This is a genomic window from Zunongwangia sp. L-65 (assembly GCF_056859415.1).
Genome location: NZ_JBSXOK010000069.1, coordinates 31,946 through 53,121, shown reverse-complemented (window position 1 = coordinate 53,121; position 21,176 = coordinate 31,946). Strand labels below are relative to the sequence as shown.

19 protein-coding genes are annotated in these 21,176 nt (G+C 35.8%); 7 read left to right on the top strand and 12 right to left on the bottom strand.

What is annotated here, in order from left to right; translation table 11 throughout:
* Positions 1–14 precede the first annotated feature (14 nt).
* The gene (locus AC13DP_RS14110) at positions 15–1,391 is read left to right on the top strand and encodes a peptide MFS transporter (protein ID WP_013070156.1); all 1,377 of its coding nucleotides are present in this window, start codon (positions 15–17) and stop codon (positions 1,389–1,391) included.
* A 76-nt stretch (positions 1,392–1,467) separates the two neighbouring features.
* Positions 1,468–2,022, top strand: coding sequence for a thioredoxin family protein (locus AC13DP_RS14105; protein ID WP_228249560.1), 555 nt, complete (start codon positions 1,468–1,470; stop codon positions 2,020–2,022).
* Between the two features lie 32 nt (positions 2,023–2,054).
* Here the strand turns inward: AC13DP_RS14105 and AC13DP_RS14100 are convergent, their stop codons facing one another.
* The 5 genes from AC13DP_RS14100 to surE all read right to left on the bottom strand — a co-directional run bounded on the left by AC13DP_RS14100 (position 2,055) and on the right by surE (position 7,303).
* Positions 2,055–4,064: a ComEC/Rec2 family competence protein gene (locus AC13DP_RS14100; RefSeq protein WP_272956805.1), complete on the bottom strand. Its 2,010-nt coding sequence runs from the start codon at positions 4,062–4,064 to the stop codon at positions 2,055–2,057.
* 276 nt (positions 4,065–4,340) lie between these two features.
* Positions 4,341–4,895, bottom strand: a complete 555-nt coding sequence (locus tag AC13DP_RS14095) for a C40 family peptidase (protein WP_272958958.1) — start codon at positions 4,893–4,895, stop codon at positions 4,341–4,343.
* A 63-nt stretch (positions 4,896–4,958) separates the two neighbouring features.
* Positions 4,959–6,071: a lipid-A-disaccharide synthase gene (lpxB, locus tag AC13DP_RS14090; RefSeq protein WP_272956807.1), complete on the bottom strand. Its 1,113-nt coding sequence runs from the start codon at positions 6,069–6,071 to the stop codon at positions 4,959–4,961.
* Positions 6,072–6,240: 169 nt separating this feature from the next.
* On the bottom strand, positions 6,241–6,528 hold the full coding sequence (locus AC13DP_RS14085) for a hypothetical protein (protein ID WP_272956808.1): 288 nt from the start codon (positions 6,526–6,528) through the stop codon (positions 6,241–6,243).
* Positions 6,521–7,303, bottom strand: a complete 783-nt coding sequence (surE, locus tag AC13DP_RS14080) for a 5'/3'-nucleotidase SurE (RefSeq protein ID WP_013070163.1) — start codon at positions 7,301–7,303, stop codon at positions 6,521–6,523. The genes AC13DP_RS14085 and surE overlap by 8 nt, the downstream gene beginning before the upstream one ends.
* Before the next feature lie 146 nt (positions 7,304–7,449).
* Between surE and AC13DP_RS14075 the strand changes: the two genes are divergently transcribed.
* Complete coding sequence (locus AC13DP_RS14075; protein ID WP_272956809.1) at positions 7,450–9,591, top strand: carboxy terminal-processing peptidase; 2,142 nt, start codon at positions 7,450–7,452, stop codon at positions 9,589–9,591.
* Between the two features lie 698 nt (positions 9,592–10,289).
* Here AC13DP_RS14075 and rodA read toward each other — a convergent pair.
* From rodA to purH, 6 genes are read right to left on the bottom strand one after another with little or no spacing between them, the layout of a single operon-like run.
* Positions 10,290–11,540 carry a rod shape-determining protein RodA gene (rodA, locus tag AC13DP_RS14070; protein ID WP_013070165.1) on the bottom strand — a complete coding sequence of 417 codons (1,251 nt, stop codon included), beginning with the start codon at positions 11,538–11,540 and terminating at the stop codon, positions 10,290–10,292.
* Complete coding sequence (gene mrdA / locus AC13DP_RS14065; protein ID WP_228249554.1) at positions 11,515–13,410, bottom strand: penicillin-binding protein 2; 1,896 nt, start codon at positions 13,408–13,410, stop codon at positions 11,515–11,517. The genes rodA and mrdA overlap by 26 nt, the downstream gene beginning before the upstream one ends.
* Positions 13,407–13,913, bottom strand: a complete 507-nt coding sequence (locus tag AC13DP_RS14060; protein ID WP_228249553.1) for a rod shape-determining protein MreD — start codon at positions 13,911–13,913, stop codon at positions 13,407–13,409. The genes mrdA and AC13DP_RS14060 overlap by 4 nt, the downstream gene beginning before the upstream one ends.
* The gene (gene mreC, locus AC13DP_RS14055; protein ID WP_013070168.1) at positions 13,906–14,730 is read right to left on the bottom strand and encodes a rod shape-determining protein MreC; all 825 of its coding nucleotides are present in this window, start codon (positions 14,728–14,730) and stop codon (positions 13,906–13,908) included. The genes AC13DP_RS14060 and mreC overlap by 8 nt, the downstream gene beginning before the upstream one ends.
* A gap of 15 nt (positions 14,731–14,745) precedes the next feature.
* The gene (locus tag AC13DP_RS14050; protein ID WP_013070169.1) at positions 14,746–15,774 is read right to left on the bottom strand and encodes a rod shape-determining protein; all 1,029 of its coding nucleotides are present in this window, start codon (positions 15,772–15,774) and stop codon (positions 14,746–14,748) included.
* Positions 15,775–15,813: 39 nt separating this feature from the next.
* A complete protein-coding gene (gene purH, locus AC13DP_RS14045) occupies positions 15,814–17,346 on the bottom strand; it encodes a bifunctional phosphoribosylaminoimidazolecarboxamide formyltransferase/IMP cyclohydrolase (RefSeq protein WP_483067986.1) in 1,533 nt (510 codons plus the stop codon).
* 146 nt (positions 17,347–17,492) lie between these two features.
* Between purH and AC13DP_RS14040 the strand changes: the two genes are divergently transcribed.
* Complete coding sequence (locus AC13DP_RS14040; RefSeq protein WP_483067985.1) at positions 17,493–18,746, top strand: ABC transporter permease; 1,254 nt, start codon at positions 17,493–17,495, stop codon at positions 18,744–18,746.
* Between the two features lie 231 nt (positions 18,747–18,977).
* Here the strand turns inward: AC13DP_RS14040 and AC13DP_RS14035 are convergent, their stop codons facing one another.
* Positions 18,978–19,436 (bottom strand): GAF domain-containing protein, encoded by a 459-nt coding sequence (locus AC13DP_RS14035; RefSeq protein ID WP_013070172.1) that lies wholly within the window; start codon positions 19,434–19,436, stop codon positions 18,978–18,980.
* Between the two features lie 82 nt (positions 19,437–19,518).
* Between AC13DP_RS14035 and xrtF the strand changes: the two genes are divergently transcribed.
* The 3 genes from xrtF (at position 19,519) to AC13DP_RS14020 (ending at position 21,135) form a co-directional block, all read left to right on the top strand.
* Entirely contained in the window at positions 19,519–20,079 is a 561-nt protein-coding gene (xrtF, locus tag AC13DP_RS14030; RefSeq protein ID WP_272956815.1) for an exosortase family protein XrtF, read from the top strand.
* Positions 20,063–20,515 carry an exosortase F system-associated membrane protein gene (locus AC13DP_RS14025; RefSeq protein ID WP_228249550.1) on the top strand — a complete coding sequence of 151 codons (453 nt, stop codon included), beginning with the start codon at positions 20,063–20,065 and terminating at the stop codon, positions 20,513–20,515. The genes xrtF and AC13DP_RS14025 overlap by 17 nt, the downstream gene beginning before the upstream one ends.
* Before the next feature lie 206 nt (positions 20,516–20,721).
* Positions 20,722–21,135 carry an HYC_CC_PP family protein gene (locus AC13DP_RS14020; protein ID WP_483067984.1) on the top strand — a complete coding sequence of 138 codons (414 nt, stop codon included), beginning with the start codon at positions 20,722–20,724 and terminating at the stop codon, positions 21,133–21,135.
* Positions 21,136–21,176: the final 41 nt, after the last annotated feature.

The window sequence follows — 21,176 nt, the reverse complement described above, 5'->3', positions numbered from 1 at the left end:
ACAAACTTAAAATTATGGCAAATACCGCACCTCCAGTTAATCAAAAAGAGATTTTTGGACATCCTGCAGGATTATACATTCTTTTTTTTACAGAATTATGGGAGCGCTTCTCTTACTACGGCATGCGTGCCTTGTTCACGCTATACCTTGTTGCTGAAACAACCTCAGATAATCCCGGTTTTGGGTGGACCAACACAGAGGCTTTAGAGCTTTACGGATGGTATACCATGCTTGTTTACGTTTCGTCTATTCCAGGTGGATGGGTGGCTGATAAACTTTTAGGACAAAAGAAAACTGTTTTGATTGGCGGTATACTCCTATGTATTGGTCACGGTATATTATCATTTGAATCTGAAACTTCTTTCTATATTGGTTGTTTATTTATCATCCTTGGAGTAGGCGGTTTAAAACCAAATATCTCTTCTATGGTAGGTGGATTGTATAAGCAAGGTGATGAACGTAGAGATCTTGGATTCTATATTTTTTATATGGGAATTAATATTGGTGGATTTTTAGCGCCAATTGCCTGTGGGTTTTTAGCTGAATACTATGGATGGCACTGGGGATTTGGCCTTGCAGCGATAGGGATGTTATTAGGACAAGTTGTGTATATGTTAGGGCAAAAGCACCTATCACATGTTGGAAACCTGATTTCCAGAAAAAATGAGACTGATCGTGCAATTTTGGATAAACCTTTAACCTCTATAGAAAAAGACAGGGTAAAGGTATTATTAATTTCGTTTTTATTAATCATTCTATTTTGGGCCGCTTTTGAACAAGCCGGAGGATTAATGAACCTTTATGCATCAGAGAAAGTAGATAGAAATCTTCTGGGGATTGAAATTCCGGCTTCGGTATTTCAATCGGTAAATTCATTTTTCATTATCACATTAGCGACTTTAGTTGGAAGTTTTTGGTATAAATGGAAGAAAAAGGGAAAAGAATCTTCGTCTATATTTAAAATGGCCATAGGTTTAATCATTATGGCATTAGGTTTTGGTTTTATGAGTGCTGCTTCTATACAGTATCAAGAAACAGGGTCTTCAGGAATGTACTGGCTTATTTTAGCTTATTTGTTTCATACTATTGGAGAACTTTGTGCCTCACCGGTATCTCTTTCTTTTATTACCAAATTAGCACCGCTAAAATATGCTTCAATTATTATGGGGATGTACTGGGCAGCAACAGGTTTAGGAAATAAAGTAGCCGGACTTATTGGTCAGTTTGCGCAAGACCTTGGAGAATTTGAAATATTTACCGGGATATTGGTTATTTGGACGATAATTGGCCTACTCGTTATTGCAATGCTGAAACCTTTAAAACGTCTAACTCACGGGGCAGAAGATGCTAAAATGGAAGAGGGCATCCCACAGGAAACAACAATAGAATAATAAGGATTTTGATATTAGCGTAAAAACGTTCTGTAAAAGGAACGTTTTTTGTTATTTACAGTAAATAAAGAATACTATGAGAACATTACTTTTTATAGCGTTGATGATAGTTGGTGCTGGCGTACAGGCGCAGGAAACCGAAAGTAAGATTAACTGGATGACGATGAACGAGGCCCTGGAAGCTCAAAAAGAAACGCCAAAGAATATTATAATGGATGCCTATACCGATTGGTGCGGGCCTTGCAAAATGATTGATAAAAACACTTTTGGTCATCCAAAGGTGGCCGAATTTATTAATGAAAATTATTACCCGGTAAAATTTAATGCAGAAGGGCAGGAAGAAATTAAATACAAAGATGAAGTTTTTGCTAATCCGCAATATAAAGCTGAACTAAAAGGAAAAAGAAACAGTCCGCATGAATTTGCCCGGGCTTTACAAATTTCAGGATATCCAAGTATTGTATTTTTCGATGAAAAAGGCGAATTGATTGCACCATTAACCGGCTATAGAACTCCGGCGCAGATCGAAATTTTCCTGAAAATATTCGCAAAAGATGAGTATAAAAAATTAACTACTGAAAAAGCATGGAATGAATACAATGAAAACTTCGAACCTACGTTTAGTAAGTAAGTGTTAGTTGTATCATAAACAATAGTTTGTGGTTAGTAGTTAAAAGCTCCCTTTTTACCCGTTTGGTAGAAAGGGACTTTTTTATGGATACAGGTTTGTTTCCATAATTTAATAAAATTAGGGTAGTTACTGGCGTCAGCGATAATAATACCTGGCTTTAAAATCTTAATTGCGCGCTCTAAATTTATTTTTGGAGAATTAGAAAGTAATACTATATCAGGCTTAAATTCAGGAAAATTAAAAAGCCCGGCACTGTCGATTACCAAAATTCTTTTGTTCTTTAACTCATAGAAATTGTCAAGTTCTTTAAACCTGATATTCGATATTTTTTCGGCAATTTTAAAATCATCGATGTAACTCCAGCTGCTATCTTTTAGATGATTGCTATAAAGATTTAATCTTCTGCCTTTCTTTTCAGCAATGATACTGTTTCTCGATTTATTCAGAATAAAAATTTCATGGGAAGCATGTTGATATTGGTCAGTTAACAGACTTATCTGGAATACGATTATTGCCGTTAACACTAAAAACACATGTTTTTTCTGTTTTTGTTGAAGTAAAAAGAACAGGCTAATAATGACCCCGAATAAAAGTAATGCTGAAAAGGCACTAAGATGAATGTCTTTAATAATAAAGTTTTCCTGGCTGGCTACCCACTTAATGAATTCATTAAGCTTTTCAACCAAAAAAGAGTAGAAGTCGATCAGGATTTCAGGGCGTATACCCAAAATACCTAAAATTAGAATTGAAATGCCTGAAACAAGCAAAACCCCGAGTACCGGAAGTATCACGATGTTGGTTAGTAAAAATAGGCCCGGGAATTGATGAAAATAGAATAAACTTAAGGGTAAAACCCCTATCTGCGCACAGAGACTTACCGTAATTATTTGATAAAAAAATCGTACAATCCTTTGTTTAGGATACCAAAGTTTATGGAATCTGGGGAGAAATAATGCAATACTAAATACGGCTGCAAAACTTAGTTGAAATCCTACCTGAAATATGTATAACGGATTAATTATTATGAGAATAAAAAAGGCAGAAAAAACAGTATTGAGTAAATTGATTTTACGGTTGATCTGAAGCCCAAAAGCTACAAAGCTAAACATTAGTGATGCGCGAACTACCGAAGCCGAAAAACCAGTTAGCACGGCGAAACTCCAAATTCCGATTACAGTAATTGTGAGTTTTAACCATTTGGATTGTTGCAGTGGTTTTAGAAGAAAATTAATGAGTAATAAAATGATACCAACATGTAATCCTGAAACGGCCAAAATATGAATGGCCCCAGCGGCAGCATAGCTTTGATATAATTCATCTGAAATATCATTGCGCTCTCCTAAAATTAAAGCTTTAATTACGGCAAGTTCATCTTTTTTGAAACCGGTATCCTGCAAAGCTTGGAGCAGTGATACTCTTAATTTAGTACGTAGAGGTGGGGCAGGGTTTTGATGGATTAAAATTTGGTGCTCTGAAAGCTGAATTTGATAGAATACCCCTTGAAATTTCATGTATTCTGCATAGTTGAATTGATGCGGATTTAATGCTGGACTGATGTTTGTTATTTGTGCCGGAACCGTAATTTTCTGCCCAACTTCTAAATTGGATTTTAAAGGAATGCCCACTAAAATTTTGCCAGAAGTAGGCATTGATTTTGTCGAATCTTGCGAAAGGGTAACTCGATGTACTTCAGCAATAAAACGTTTTTGAAAATTAGGTTTTAGTACTTCCGTTAGTTTCAGTTGTAAAAAATCTTCATTAGACTGAACCAGATTTGAAAAATATTGAGAGCGATTTTCAGGTGATTTAAGCGCGTAGGAAATGCTTCCTAACAAAAATAGAATGAGATAACAGGAAATACCAAAATAAGCTTGTTGATAGAGCTGAATATGGGCTCTAAAGAAGAAGAATATGAAAATGGGAAAGATGATTCCGCTAGAAATAAAGATAAGCACTAACGGAATTTCAAAAAAATGCACCGCTAAGATTCCGCATAAAAATGCAATAGAAAATTTAAGAATTTTACTATTTATAAACCCCATATTCTTGTTGCCAGTTATAAAGTAGGGTCAGTTTAAAATTAATAATTTTCACTCAATATTTCAGGGTTCAAATGGTATTAAGAACTTTATGATTTTCTGACTAAAGACTAATAAATTTTAAAAGAAGTAATGATCGTTGGATAATACTACTGAAATCGTAGGCTTTCATTTTCCGATTTCAATACTATATGAATTTTTTGGAAAATCAATTTGAAGGATGCCATCTATCGTCTATTGAAGAATGATTTTTTATGGCTTCTATATTCTGGAACTGTATTAAATTATCCTCCTTGCCATCACGAAGGTGTTGTTCCAGTAATTTTCAGAAAGTTTGCTAATTATTACGCCCTGTGAGGTGGTAGAGTGGATAAAAAGAATATCACCCTGCGAAATATCGACCACGAGCCCAACGTGATTAATTACTTTTCGGTTTTTATCAGTTTCAAAAAACAAAAGGTCACCAACCGTGACGTCTTTTAAATAAAGGCGCTCGCCCTGTAATGACATTGCACGGGACGTCCTGGGTAAGGAAATATCGTTCTCCTGAAATGAAATATACATTAGGCCAGAACAGTCCATGCCACGTTTTGTAGTGCCGCCGTATTTGTATTTAGTGCCCTCAAAACTTATCGCATAATTTACAATATCGTAAACACGATCATCTTTAGGTTTTATGATCTCCTTATTTTTGGTGATTTTAGGATCATAATGTTTTGTTTTTTTGGTAGTTTTTTCGGTTTTGGTGGTAACTACCTTAGGTTTAGAAGCGCCGCAAGAACTTAAAAATATAGCGGTTAAAATCATTATGCCCAGTCTTAGGCTCTGCTTCATTATCATACTTCTTTCTATATTCTTCATCTCGCTTAAGATCGATATTGTACTATTTTTGGGTATTTATTTTATAGAATTATAAATAAGTTTAGCCGTCTCCAAACTGGCGCCGGTTCCTCCCAGCTTTTGTTCTAACTCATAATAATCTTTAAAAATTCGCTCTCTATTTTTCGGTTCCAGGATCTTATTTAATTCGATTTTAAGGGAATCTGAATTAAATTCTCCCTGAATCAATTCTTTTACCACTTCACGATCCATGATTAGGTTGACCAGCGAGATATAGTCTAAATTAATAATTCTTTTTGCAATATGGTATGAAATATAGCTGCCTTTATAGCAAACAACCTCTGGAACCTTAAAAAGAGCTGTTTCTAAAGTTGCAGTGCCAGAGGTGACCAGAGCGGCATGCGCACAACTTAAAATATCGTAAGTTTTATTCATTACCAGGTTAATATTGTTTTTTTTAAGGTAAGGTGCATAAAACTCCTTTTCCTGGCTTGGTGCCCCGGCGATAACAAACTGATAATCCTTATAGTCCTGTGTGATGCTTAGCATTACTTCCAGCATTTTAGAGATTTCTTGTTTACGGCTGCCGGGCAATAAAGCAATTATTGGTCGTTCGTCCAGGTTGTTTTCAGCTTTAAATTTTGCTATATCCGTATTTTTGCGGTTAGAAATAGCATCAATCAAAGGGTGGCCAACAAAATTTACCGGATAATGATGCTTGTTTTCATAAAAATCCTTTTCGAAGGGGAGGATCACATACATATGATCGATATCGCGTTTTATGGCTTTAATCCTGTTTTCTTTCCATGCCCATATCTGTGGTGAAATATAAAAGTGGGTGTCGTAGCCTGCTGCTTTTGCCCATTTGGCGATACGTAAATTAAAACCTGGATAGTCTATAAAGATTAATGCATCTGGTTTGTAAGCAGTGATATCTTTTTTACAAAATGAAATATTCCCTAAGATGGTTCGCAGATTCATAAGCACTTCAGAAAACCCCATAAAAGCAAGTTCCCGGTAATTTTTCACCATAGTTCCACCCTGCGCCTGCATAAGATCACCGCCCCAAAACCGAAATTCGGCAGTTGGATCTATTTTCTTTAGAGACCTCATAAGATTGGAAGCATGTAGATCGCCCGAGGCTTCTCCTGCAATGATATAATATTTCACACGGATATTTTTAGGTTAAACATAGTATTTTAAAATTTCAAAACCTTAAAAAGAAACTGCCTGTTTTTAGAACTTCGAGTATATCCTTTACTTATCGATATAAACATCTGGTTTGCTGCTTTAACGTTCTTAGTAAGACATGGATGCAATATGTTTTAATTTTGAATAACTAAAAGTTTCGAATTTTTACCACAGCAATGGCAATCGCAACCACCAGGCATGCCAGCAAAATTCCGCGAGCATGATAAATTTGTTTCTTTCGTATAAAAACGAAAAAGGGTAAAAAATTGAGTATAGCGCCAATGGCTATTAATTTTCCGAAGTAATCGTTGTGGATAGAATCACGAAGGCTTACTTCAAAACTATAGTCAGAGAAAAATATAGTAAACAAAAAAACTCCGCCTATAGTGGTAGAAATACCAATTAAAAAACCTATAGCAATATTGCTTTTACTCATCCAGTTTCCAATCGTTTAATTGGTTGATAAAATGGTGGGCTGTAAGATCAAACTGTACAGGAACTAAAGAAACATATCCGTTTTGCAGGGCCCATTCATCGGTATCCTGGCCTTCATCGTTATTTACAAACTTTCCGCTTAGCCAGTAATAATCGCGGCCTTGAGGATTGGTTCTTTTATCAAATTCTTCCTCCCAATGCGCATTGGCCTGGCGACAAACTTTAATGCCTTTAATTTTCTCTGCAGGTAATTTGGGGAAATTCACGTTTAACACAACCCCTTTGGGGAGTCCGTTTTTAAGAACGTTTTTAGTAATGGCTTTTACATATTTTTTACAAGGTTCAAAATCTGCATTAAGGGAATAATCCAGTAGCGAGAACCCAATAGCAGGAATTCCTTCTACGCCAGCCTCTACAGCAGCACTCATGGTTCCGGAATAAATAACATTTATCGAAGAATTAGAGCCGTGGTTAATCCCACTTACACAAAGATCTGGCTTACGATGTAGGATTTCCTGCGTAGCAATTTTCACACAATCGGCAGGTGTGCCAGAGCAACTATATTCTTTATGATTATAATTTTCCTTTAGTGTAACCGAATCACAAAATAGGGTATCACTAATCGTTATGGCGTGTCCCATACCACTTTGCGGGCTATCGGGAGCCACAACTACTACATCGCCAATCTCTTTCATTACCTGTAAAAGGCTCCTGATTCCGGGAGCTGTAATCCCATCATCATTAGTGACCAGAATTAGCGGTTTTTCTTTACTCATAGCTTAAATTTTATAGTTGCTAAATTAGTAATTTCCTACGGAAAGACTATTTTAGTAGTTTAACAAATTATTAGACGCTGTTCTTATGAATGGCACAGTTTTTAATGTATTTTGTACAGAATTTAATGACGAAATCTATGCGATATATGAAAAGGAATTTAAAAATCCTGGTTTTAGCTGTTTTGATGGCAGCTACTTCATGCAGCTTCACCACAAAAAAGTTTGATGACCCTAACAAAGACAAGCTTTTAATCGACCTTATTACTTATGTTCTTAGCCAGGGACATTATGATGCTAAAGAGATAAATGATGATTTTTCTGAAAAAGTTTACAAGCATTATATAGCGAGTTTAGATCCTTCCAAGCGCTTTTTTTATAAAGAGGATATTGAGGAATTTGAAAAATATAAGCTGCTAATTGATGACGAAATCAACAATAAGGAACTTAATTTTTTCGATTTAACCTATTCTAAGTTAGAAAAGCGTAACGAAGAGGCAAAACGCTTATATACTGAAATCCTGGCTGAACCTTTTGACTTTTCTAAAGAAGAAGATTTTGTAGCTGATGGGGATGACCTGGATTATGTAACTTCTAAATCCGAATTGAAGGAACGTTGGAGAAAGCAACTTAAATTTTCTACCCTTATTAACTATTATGATCTTAAGGAAGACGAGAAAAATAAAAAAGAAAACGATCCTGATTACACTATGAAATCTGATGAGGAGCTGGAGAAAAAAGCTCGCGAAACTACCAGGAATAGTTTATCTGAATATTTTGATTTAACCGATGATCTGGAAAGAAAGGATTATTTCTCTGTTTTTATCAATGCAGTAGTAGAGGAGTTTGATCCTCATACTTATTATTTTGCACCACGTGATAAAGATCGCTTTGATATCCAAATGTCTGGTAAAATAGAAGGGATAGGCGCAAGATTGCAAAAAAAGAATGATGATATTACCATTATGGATGTAATATCTGGCGGTCCTGCCTGGAAAAGCGAAGAGTTGGATGCAGGCGATGTAATTCTTAAAGTGAAGCAAGAAAATGAAAATGAGCCTGTAAATATCTCAGGTATGCGTCTGGATGATGCGGTAGATTTAATTAAAGGACCAAAAGGATCTAAAGTTACCTTAACCGTTCGTAAAAAGTTGCTTGGTAATATAGAGCAGGTTACTCTAACCAGAGATCTTGTTGAGTTGGAAGAGACCTATGCAAAGACGGCTATGGTAGATAAAGATGGAAAACATTACGGGATAATTAACCTTCCAAAATTCTATTTTGATATGGAGGATTATAATAGTCGTAATGCAGCTTCAGATATGCGTAAGGATATTATAGAACTCAAGGAGCAAGGCATGGATGGGCTTGTGGTAGATCTTAGAAATAATGGTGGAGGTTCTTTAAAAACCGTAGTGGATATCGCAGGACTGTTTATTGAAAAAGGACCTATTGTACAGGTGAAATCTAACGGAGAACGTAAAGAAGTGCTAAATGATGAAGATTCTGAGATTGTTTGGGATGGTCCTCTTGTAATTCTGGTAAATGAACTTTCAGCTTCTGCATCAGAGATTTTGGCAGCTGCTATGCAAGATTATAAAAGAGCCGTTATTATTGGAAGCAAGCAAACCTATGGAAAAGGAACCGTACAAAATGTGGTAGACCTTAATCGTTGGTTAAGAAATAATGATTATGGTGATATGGGAGCATTAAAAATTACGACCCAGAAATTCTATAGAGTAAACGGAGGCTCTACCCAGTTAGAAGGAGTGAAGAGTGATGTGGTTGTTCCAGATCGCTACAGTTACGTAGATATAGGAGAGAAAGATCAGGAAAATCCATTGCCATGGGATAAAATAGATCCGGCAGACTATAACATTTGGGATGGTTATGTGGGTTATGAAGAAGCTATTGAGAACAGTAAGCAACGTATGGCAAAAAGTGAACAAATTAAGCTTATCGAGCAAAATGCACAGTGGATTAAAGAACAAAGTGAAGATGATACCTATTCTTTAAATTTTGATCGTTATGCCGCAGATGCTGAAAAAAATAGAGAAGTGGCGAAGCAGTATGATGCTCTAAAAGATTATAAAACCAATCTTTCTTTTACTTCTTTACCTTACGAAAAACAGCTATTTAAAGCAGATTCTACCTTACAGGAAAAGAGAGAAAGATGGCACAAGGATTTAAGTCGTGATGTTTATGTTGAAGAGGCTATTAATGTACTTTCTGATATTAAAAGAAATAACATAAAACATAAAGTAGCAGATTCAGATAAGTTAAAAGACTAATTTCTTTGCTGAACTAATAATTTTAAAATGCCCAAAGTTTTTAACTTTGGGCATTTTAAATTGGTAAATAAATGTAATGAAACGAAAAATCGTTTATCCTTTGTTAATTCTAATCGTTGCGGCCGCTCTTTTAATAGTGGATCGTTGTTCGATGTAATTATTCTTTTGCTGAATGAGTAATATGTCTTACCACTTTCAGCATATCGCATTAAAATTTGCTTCTTTTCTTCTTTGTTGAAAGGGAATTTTTAGATCTCTTCAGAGATAAAATTAACATTCAACCTAAAATCCTAATTTAGATTTGTAAATAGCATATCGGTAATACTTGTTTCTTAGGTAATAACCTTAAAATGCAGTTAGTGTTTGAAGTGTTTTAAAAATAAATTTGTATTTGATAGACAGGCTAAATTCAAGGATTTTATAGATGGATTTTTGAGTAACCCAGTAATGTAGGGTTGAAATGTAAAGACTGATAATTTTCCCTGAAATAGATTTTTTAGTTAGTTTTTTCTTTGTAAATAATATATGTATACTTCTGGAAAGCTAAAAAGACTAACCTAGATTCAGTATTAACTTCTGTAGTGATTTTAGAGTTTGCACAAATAGCTATAATAGCACAAGACTACTGTACTATAGTAAATATGTTTTTAGGTTTAAATTATACTTGGGGGATTGCCCAGAGTTATGGAATTTTGATATTAGAAAGAAAGCCTGTCAGAATCTAGTCTTATAAAGATGAACAATAAAATGGTAAATCCCCATAAACCAGAACCGCCATAACTAAAAAACGGTAAGGGGATACCCACTGTTGGGAAAATTCCTATTACCATTCCGATATTTACCATAAAGTGAAGAAAGATAATTCCAACTACACTATAACCATAAATACGGTTAAATTGTGATTTCTGCCGTTCTGCCAGAAATATAAGCCTTAGTAATAAACCTATAAATAACAATACGACTAAACCGCTCCCTACAAAGCCCCATTCTTCGCCAACGGTACTAAAAATATAATCGGTGTGTTGCTCTGGTACAAAGTGACCTTTGGTTTGTGTACCTTCTGTCCAGCCTTTACCTGTCCATCCGCCACTACCAATAGCAATTTCACTTTGGTTAGTGTTATAACCTATTCCACGGCTATCTACCTCTTTACCAAGAACGATATTAAAGCGATCCCGATGCCGTTGTTCAAAAATATTATTGAAAATATAGTTTACCGAGAAGGATAAGCCTATACAGGTGGCTACAATAAATAGTAATAGGGGTATCCCCGGTCGCTTTTTCTTCTTTAGTAAGAAGCTTAGTGATGCCAAGGTAATTACAGCCGCTGTAACCCAAATAGGGCCTATTAACAAAGTTCCTACGAATATAAGGACTCCAGATAAGGCAAGTACCAGATAAAGAGCGGAAATGCCTTCTCTGTACAATGGAAAAAAGAATGCGGCATATACCATAGCACTCCCTGGATCTGGTTGAGGTACGATTAGTAACGCGGGTAAAGCTATAATGATAAAAGCTTTAAACTGGTGCGAAAAAAGCTTGATATTGGTTTGAATATCGCTTACGTATTTAGCCAGTGCAAGTGCGGTAGCAATTTTAGCAAATTCTGAAGGTTGTAATCTAAAAGAACCTATGGCATACCAGGATGTAGCACCTGAAATTGTTTTACCAAAAACAAAAAGCCCTGCCAGCAGGACGAGAGCGGTAATATAAATCACACTGGAAAAACGCTGATAGAATTTAACCTCGATAGCCAGGATTATAACGATCAGAAAAATACTAAGACCAATCCATAGGGCTTGTTTTCCGTATACCTCATCAAGATCGAAGTAGCTTCCAGCAGGGCCAGAGCCCAGTGAGGCTGAATAAATATTAGCCCAACCAAAACATACCAGTAAAAAATAAATTAAAATCGTTAGCCAATCAAAGCCAGCCGTTTTTCTTGCCATCATTGATTAAGAAAGGTTCTCCACTATAGGGTTTTTCGTATTCGTCTTCTAAACTATTCTTAGGATCCATTATAAAATCTTCCAGATCTGTACGGGTGATTTTTCCTTTTAAATATTTTTCGATCATTAAGCTGGCAATTTTACCGCCGTAACGTCCGCCCCAATATCCGTTTTCTACAAAAACTGCAATGGCAATTTTAGGGTTATCGACTGGCGCAAAGGCTACGAAAATGGAGTGATCGGTAAGTTGCATTCTTTTACCGTTAACTCGAACAAAATTCTCTGCCGTTCCAGTTTTTCCGGCAATTTCAATGCCTTCAATCTGTAAAGAGCTCGCAGTACCGTTTTTATAAACCTGATGCATGCCTTCTACCACTGGTTCAAAATTTTCAGGATCAATAGTGGTATGATGTTTTTTAATAAATCTTTTGTCTTTTATGGGCTTGCCATCGATTTCTTTAATCATATGCGGAGTATAGTACCAGCCTCTATTCGCAATTGTAGCCGTCATGTTAGCAAGCTGAATAGGGGTTAATAATACTTCACCCTGGCCTATGGCATTAGATAATGTAGCGGTGGCATACCATCGGTAGGTTGGATAATCATATATTTTATTATAATATTCTGCAGTTGGAATTTTACCAGGTCGGCCTGTACTCAAATCGTTACCTAAATAATCGCCTAATCCAAAACTGCTTACATGTTTATTCCAGGCGTCCATGCCTTCTTGTGGAGTTGGATATTTCTCAATAATCTTTCGATATACCTGGGCAAAATAGGAATTGCAAGATTGGGCGATTCCCTGAGTCATGGCAAGCGGACTTGCATGAGAGTGGCAACCCATTTTGCGACCACGACCATAGCTATATCCATGATGACAGGAAAAAGTATCATCGGTATCTACAACGCCTTCCTGCAAGGCAATTAATGCATTCATGGTTTTAAATGGCGATCCTGGTGGATATTGGGCAAGGATACTACGATCGTAAAGTGGTCTGGCCGTAGAATCTAACCACATTTTACTAAAATTTGGCGATCTCTTTCTACCTACTAAATCCGCAGGATCGTAAGTAGGAGCGGTAACCATCGATAGGATTTCGCCTGATGAAGGTTCTATGGCGATAATACCGCCACGCTTGTTGGTCATCAGATATTCACCGTATGCCTGTAAATCTGAATCAACTGAAATAGTGATATCCTTACCACGTTCTGGAAGGGTATCATAAATTCCGTCTTTGTAAGGTCCAATATCACGATTCAGTTTATCTTTCTGGATATATTTTACTCCTTTTATTCCACGTAGGGTATCTTCATAAACGCTTTCCACTCCTTTTCTGCCAATAAGGTCACCACTGGTATAGTAAGGATTGTTTTTAATTGTGGCAGGGCTAACTTCAGCAATAAAACCTAAAACATTGGCGCTATGATCTACATGATAATCTCTTAAAGATCGTTTTTGAATATAAAAACCTTCGTAATTACGCATTTTTTCCTGTAAAAACGCATATTCACTTTTGGTAAGCTGGGGAACAATTACTGAAGGTAAAAATGGAGAGTAAATTTTTGCCTTATCCAATCTGCGCTCTAATTCTTTACGCTCTATACTTACAATTTCGCAAAGTTCTGTAGTGTCGAATGGTTTGAGATTACGGGGAATAACCATAACATCATAAGAGGGTTGGTTAGAAACCATAAGTTCACCATCACGATCGTAAATATATCCCCGCTGTGGATAATCATAAATCACCTTTACCGCATTATCATTTGATCTAACGGCAAAACTATCGTCTACAATTTGTAGGTAAAAAAGCCTGCCCAAAAAAATGAACCCGGTGGTAAGGATAATAATGTATAACAGAATTCTTCTCATCTATATTTTTTGCTGAAAAGTGCGATGCTTAATAAAATAACAATTACCGTAAATATACCTGAAAATAACGTCTTCTTAAGCACTAGTATTATATGACTAAAGCTAAACATTTCCAAAGAAAATAACACCAAATGATGAATGGCCACCATCAGCACTACATAACTAATCCTCGCACCCAGAGGTGTAGCGGCTAAACGTAAGGTTTGATGGTCGTAACTTATTCCAAAAGAGAATCGAAGCAAATTGGGACGTACAAAGGCGGCAACTAAGCAGGCAGCAGCATGAATTCCCCCGCTATCTTCAAAAATATCTACAGATAAGCCTAACAGAAAAGCCAATAATAAAAATAAGCTCTGGTTAGTGTTAAAGGGATAAAGCAGTAAAAATAAAACATAAAGATAGGGGTTTACATACCCCATAAAGTTGATGTTATTGAGTACCAGTACCTGAATCAATATCAGGCCTATAAAACGCAGAATATTAGATATAAGATTGCTATTCATCTTCCTCCTCTTTTTCTAAAGAAAGAATTTCTTCCTTATTTTTATTTTCAATAACATATACATAACCAATATTGGTCATGTCATTGAATAGCTTTACGTTAATTGTGAAATAACTCTCTGTATTATCCAGTTTAAAATCCTGTATTGTACCTATTAGTAATCCTTTTGGGAAAATTAAACTCTTACCACCGGTAATGATAGTGTCGCCTTTCGCAACGGGTGCCTGCTTAGGAACATCGGTAAGTTGCATAAGATTAGGATCTTTACCATTCCAGGTTAAACTACCAAAATGATTCGACTTTTTAAGCTGCGCATTGATTTTGGACTGTGAATTTAAAATTGATATTGCCCGCGAGTAATTTGTATTCGTCCTGTCGATAATCCCAATAATGCCTTTACTGGTAACAACGCCATTTTCAGCCGCGATACCTTCGTTCTCCCCTTTATCCAAAGTGATGTAGTTATCTCTTTTAGAGAAATTATTATTAATGACATCAGCACTTCTAAATGTATAATCAGAAGTGAATGTAGTATCGGTATAATTCGGGATCGTATCTTTTCCGCTTAATTGCCTTATGATATTGCGAAGATTTTTATTTTCTTCTACCAAACGCTGGTTGTATTCATCTAAATAAAAGTAATCCTGAATGTTATTATTCCAGGAATAAATCCCCCCGGTTACCCAATTGGCCGAGCTTATAAATTTACTTTTATGAAATGAATGAGTTTGTATCGTAAGGAAAATAGAAAACGCAAGCAATGCCAAGAACAGAATATTATTCTTGTTCCGAATCAGAAAATTGAATATTTGCTGCATAAGCTATTGCGTCTCCTACTTTATCAATATTCCTTTGTATCTATTTAGCGTTTTTAAAGTAATCCCCGTTCCTCTTACTACCGCTCTTAAAGGATCTTCAGCAATATAAACAGGAAGGTCTGTTTTAGTGGATAATCGTTTATCTAAACCTCTTAACATCGATCCTCCACCGGCAAGATAAATACCGGTATTATAAATATCAGCTGCCAGTTCTGGAGGGGTTTGTGATAAAGTTTCCATTACCGCATCTTCAATTCGAAGAATAGATTTATCTAGAGCTTTTGCAATTTCACGATAGGAAATATTTACCTGCTTTGGCTTCCCTGTTAAAAGGTCACGCCCCTGTACGCTCATTTCGTCTGGTGGGACTTCTAAATCTTCGGTAGCCGCACCAATCTGAATTTTGATTTTTTCTGCTGTACGTTCTCCAACATACAGGTTATGTTGTGTACGCATATAATATACGATGTCGTTGGTAAACACATCTCCAGCGATTTTAATCGATTTGTCACAAACAATTCCGCCAAGAGCGATTACCGCAATCTCGGTAGTACCACCACCTATATCTACAATCATGTTCCCTTTAGGCTGCATGATGTCTACACCAATACCAATAGCAGCAGCCATAGGCTCGTGAATAAGGTATACTTCTTTACCGTTAACACGCTCGGCACTTTCTTTTACCGCTCGCATTTCTACTTCTGTAATTCCAGAAGGGATGCAAATTACCATTCTTAAGGCCGGCGTAAACATTTTACGTTTAAGCGCGGGAATTTCTTTAATAAACATGGTAAGCATCTTTTCACTGGCATCAAAATCGGCAATTACACCGTCTTTTAAAGGCCGAATGGTTTTGATATTCTCATGTGTCTTTCCCTGCATCATTGCCGCTTCTTTTCCTACAGCCGTAATCTTACCAGAGGTACGATCGCGGGCTACAATCGAAGGGCTATCTACCACCACCTTATCATTATGAATAATAAGGGTGTTGGCAGTTCCTAAATCTATCGCTATTTCTTCAATGAGAAAATCAAAAAATCCCATAGGTTATTTTATGTATTGGTATATTGGTAAAGTATTCTATTAATGTTTAAAATGGCGGGTTCCTGTCATTACCATTGCAATATCATGATCATTACAATAATCGATACTTAACTGATCTTTTATAGAACCACCTGGCTGGATTACTGCCGTTATTCCTGCATTTCCTGCAATCTCTACGCAATCTGGAAATGGAAAAAAGGCATCACTTGCCATTACTGCTCCTTTAAGATCGAATTTAAAAGAACCTGCTTTTTCAATGCTCTGTCTTAAAGCGTCTACACGGGAGGTTTGTCCCGTTCCGCTAGAACAAAGTTGTTTGTTTTTTGCCAGAACAATAGTATTGGATTTTGTATGCTTACAAATTTTTGAAGCAAATAAAAGATCTTCAATTTCCTGTTCTGTAGGTTTATTAGTTGTTGCGTAAGATAAATCGTCTAAAACATCTGTTTTATTGTCTTTACCCTGAACTAAAACTCCATTTAGGCAGGTGCGAACCTGATTTTCCGGAAGTTTCGTTTCCTTTTGGATTAAAATGATCCGGTTTTTCTTTCCCTTTAGAATTTCTAAAGCTTCATCAGAAAAAGAAGGAGCGATTACTACTTCACAAAATAAAGAATGAATTTCCTCCGCAGTAGCGTTATCAATCTCTGTGTTGGCAATTAAAATTCCGCCGAAAGCTGAAACAGGATCTCCTGCTAAAGCATCTACATATGCCTGTTTTATGGTCTCACGCTGTGCAAGTCCGCAGGCATTATTATGCTTTAAAATCGCAAAAGTAGGAGCTTCTCCTTTAAATTCATTCATTAGGTTAACGGCGGCATCAACATCTAAAAGATTGTTGTAAGATAACTCTTTTCCGTGGAGCTTATCAAACATGGCGTCAAAATCTCCAAAAAATGTTCCTTTTTGATGCGGATTCTCACCATATCGTAAAGTTTTGCCTGCCTGAATGCTTTGTTTGAATGCAGGAATTTCCTCTGAAGTATTAAAATAATTGAAAATCGCAGTATCGTAGTGCGAAGAGATATTAAATGATTTTGCTGCGAAATTTTTACGTTGCGCTAAGTTTGTTTCTCCATTTCCTTCGTTTAGGATATTTAAGAACTCGGCATAATCGTTTACAGAAGATACACAAAGTACATCTTTAAAATTTTTAGCGGCGGCCCTTATTAGAGAAATGCCGCCAATATCGATCTTTTCAATAATATCCTGCTCTGATGCGCCAGAGGCGACTGTTTTTTCAAAAGGATATAAATCTACGATAACAATGTCAATTTGCGGGATTTCATATTGAGCAATTTCTTGAACGTCACTATCGTTATCCTGGCGATTTAAAATTCCGCCAAAAACTTTTGGATGTAATGTTTTTACACGACCACCTAAAATAGAAGGATAAGAAGTTACGTCTTCTACAGGAACAACATCGATTCCCAGATCTTTAATAAATTGTTCTGTTCCTCCGGTAGAATAAATTGTGATTCCCAGTTCGTTAAGCTTTTTAACGATGGGCGCCAAACCATCTTTACTGAATACTGAAATTAAGGCAGATTTGGCTTGTTTTAAATTGCTCATTATGTTGTGTTTGTTAAGGAAGCAAAAGTAAGTATTTAAGGGAAAAACTTAAAAGTGTTTTTGCTTATTTATAAATAAAATTTGTAACGAAATTTTAAGCTGTGCGTCATATAAACAATTCTGTGTAAAAAAGCAGCTGTTTTATTATGCTTATATTTCTAAGAGTCCTTGGTGAGAGCTTTAATTTTGCGATTAATGCACTAAAAAATAATCTTTTACGTACTTTTTTATCCCTGCTTGGGGTAACTATAGGTATTTTCTCTATAATCGGGGTACTGGCGGCTGTAGATTCATTAAAGAATGAAATCTCTGGTTCTTTAAGTAGTCTGGATAATAGTACCACTATCGTAATGCGCTTTAATTTTGGGCCAACAGATATTCCACGGTGGAAATGGCAACAGTTTCCAGATGTTACTTACGACGAATATCAATTTTTAAAACGTAATCTACCAGATGCCAAAGCAGTTACTTTTACTCAAAATGTACCTGCGGAAACTATAAAATATCAAGATGCCAGTAGTCTTGGTGTTAGTGTACAAGCTGTTGGAAGCGAATATTATGATATCGAAGCTATCAATATTGAAGAGGGACGTTTTTTTAACGAATCTGAAGCTGCCAGCGGTTCACCTGTGATCGTAATGGGAAGCGAGATCGCCGAAAATCTTTTTGGAAACATAGATCCGTTGGGCAAACAAGTGCGAATGTACGGTAGCAAATTTACCGTTATAGGATTACTTAAAAAAGAAGGCTCTTCTATGTTTGGCCCCAGTAAAGACGGTCAGGTTTTTATTCCGGTGAATGTCACCAGACGTATTTATGGTGAAAATAACAGAAATATTTTTCCTCAAATCTTATTAAAACCAGAAACTGACGTTGATAATGCCGAATTTCTAGCGGTGTTAGAACAGCGGTTAAGAAGTTTTCGTGGAATAAAACCGGGCGAAGTAAGCACCTTTTTTGTCAATCAGCTTAAAGGATTCACAGATATGATCGATAATATTACAGGTACTCTAAATATGATCGGACTTGTAATTAGTGGGTTTTCTTTGCTTGTGGGTGGATTTGGGATTGCTAACATTATGTTCGTGAGTGTAAAAGAACGGACAAATCTTATCGGAATTCAAAAATCATTGGGTGCCAAGAATAAATTTATTCTCTTTCAATTTCTATTCGAAGCCATTATTCTGGCCATAATTGGTGGAGCCGCAGGTTTATTTTTTGTATGGATAGCTACCATTATTGCGTCAAACTTTACCGGTGATTTTGATTTTATTCTTTCTTTCGGAAATATCATTTTAGGTACAACGGTCTCTGCATTGATCGGATTGATCTCTGGGATAATTCCAGCAATTTCAGCTTCACGCCTGGATCCTGTTGAAGCGATTAGAACTGGGATGTAAAAACCGTAGAAATTTAAAAGTTTTTAAAGTTTAGAAAGTAAAGTTTCGGTAGGATGCTTTGTTTTTAGAGACAAGAGACAAGAGAAATAAGACTGTTCTAGTTTGTTATTTTATTTTGTTGCAATTATAAAAAAACCTCATAATCCAGATAATGATATCGGATTATGAGGTTTTTTTATTCATGTATTTTACTGCCTACTGCGACTGCCAACTGCGCACTGCCAACTGGACTTACTCCAGTATTTCAGCAACTTTTTCATTTACAAATTCAAGAAAACGCTCGTCTTCTTTAGAGAAAGGATCTGGTGTATGAGAGTCAATATCAATCTGACCAATATTTTCACCATTTACAAATAGTGGGACTACAATTTCAGCTTTTACATGGATGCTACAGGCAATATAATTGTTCTGTGCTTTCACATCGGGAACTACAAAATTCTCATTAGAAATGGCTACCTGTCCGCAAATTCCTTTTCCAAAAGGAATAATGTCATGATCGGTAGGTTCACCGGCAAAAGAACGAAGTTTTAATTCCTCTTTATCGCCATTTTTAAAATAAAATCCAACCCAATCGTAGTAAGGGATTGTTTCCATTAATAATTCGCAAACCTGTGTTAATCGATGATCTACCGATAATTCTTTGGTATTTAGAATGTCTTCAACCTGTGGTCTTAATTTATCAAATGGCATAACATATAATTTTTGGGCAAAAGTATTTAAAATCTAAGTGCTGTTACAGGCTTTTGTCTAAATTTGTTGAAACTCTTTACAATTGTTTCAGCTTTTTAAAAAATATAGCGTTGTTATTCGGTTTGTTGCCGTATTTCTGGGAAGTTATTTTTTGCTTTCTGTGCTTTATAATGCCTATTTAATTTTTTCTGAGACACGAACTAAATTTTATCCCGATTTTTTTACCAATATCGTGAGTAGGCAAAGTGCTGCAATAATGGAATTTTTTGGATATTCTATAAAATTGCAAGCTCATGAAACCCAAAATGCCGTACAGGTTTTTATTGAAGACACCTTATTGGTTCGAGTGGTTGAAGGCTGTAACAGTATTAGTGTGATTATTCTTTTTACTTCTTTTATACTGTCTTTTTTCGCAAAGAAGCGAACCACTTTTTTTTATATTTTGGCAGGAAGCGTATTTATTTATGCGATGAACTTAATTCGTATAGCCTTGATTACCATTGCGATATATAAATATCCTGAATATACCTCTTTAATGCATGATATTGTTTTTCCATTAATAATTTATGGGGCGGTAATAATTTTATGGGTCTTTTGGGTTCGAGTGTATGCAAATTCAGAAAAGAATGAAAGCCAGGTATAGAATTGTATTCATTGGGATGCTCGTGATCGTGCTTGCAGTTATTCGGTTTTATGAAAGGAGCCTTTTTTACGATCCTCTCATCAATTTTTTTAAATCTTCAGATTATCTAAATGATAAAATCCCAGCCTTTAAAGCTGGATTATTGATCCTGAATACCATTTTTAGATATACCTTAAATAGTATAATTTCAATTGGCATTATAGCCATAGCCTTTATAGATCGTAATATTGTAAAGTTTTCAGCAGTATTATTTTTTATCCTATTAATTCTTGCTGGCAGCGTTTTTACTTATCTTATTTTTACTATAGAAAATGAACATTTTCTTGCCCTGTTTTATGTAAGACGCTTTTTAATTCATCCCATATTTATTTTGGTGCTTTTACCGGCCTTTTATTATTACCGAATAAATAATCAAAATATAAAAAATAGAAATTGAAAGATTTTCCCTGAATTTTGAAATTCTAATTCTCTATTTCCTATTATTTTTGATCGATAATCGAGTCTAAATATTCTAAGGCGTTCCTGATAGCTGTTAGGATATCTGTATGTTCGAATTAAAACAAGTGGTTATTGCGCTTGTGCTAAGGTAGTTTACTTATTATATTGTTGTTAATTATATATTATCAACTATTTTTGTAATTCATGAAAAAGGTTTTTTGTAAAATAGTTGCTTCCATTTTAGCCGTGTTAGTGCTTTTTTCTACCTTATCTTTTACGGTAGATCAGCATTTCTGCGGAAGTTTTCTTGTAGATAGCGCTGTTTTTACAAAAGCTGAAACTTGCGGAATGGAGATGAGCTCTGCGGCTTCTACTGAAGCTTCCATTACCAAAGAATCTTGTTGTACCAATAAAAAACTGGAAGTAAAAGGCCAGGATGAACTGAAACAAAGTTTCAATAATCTCGAATTTCAGCAGCAAGTATTTATTACTGGTTTGGTATATGCTTACCTAAAGTTATTTGAGGTTTCAGAACCAGATTTTATTCCTTTTAAAGATTACTCTCCGCCAAAGCTTGTCTGTGATATTCAGTTACAGGATCAGGTTTTCCTTATTTGATCAAAACATATTTTCAATTTAGAAGCATTCGCCCGTTATGG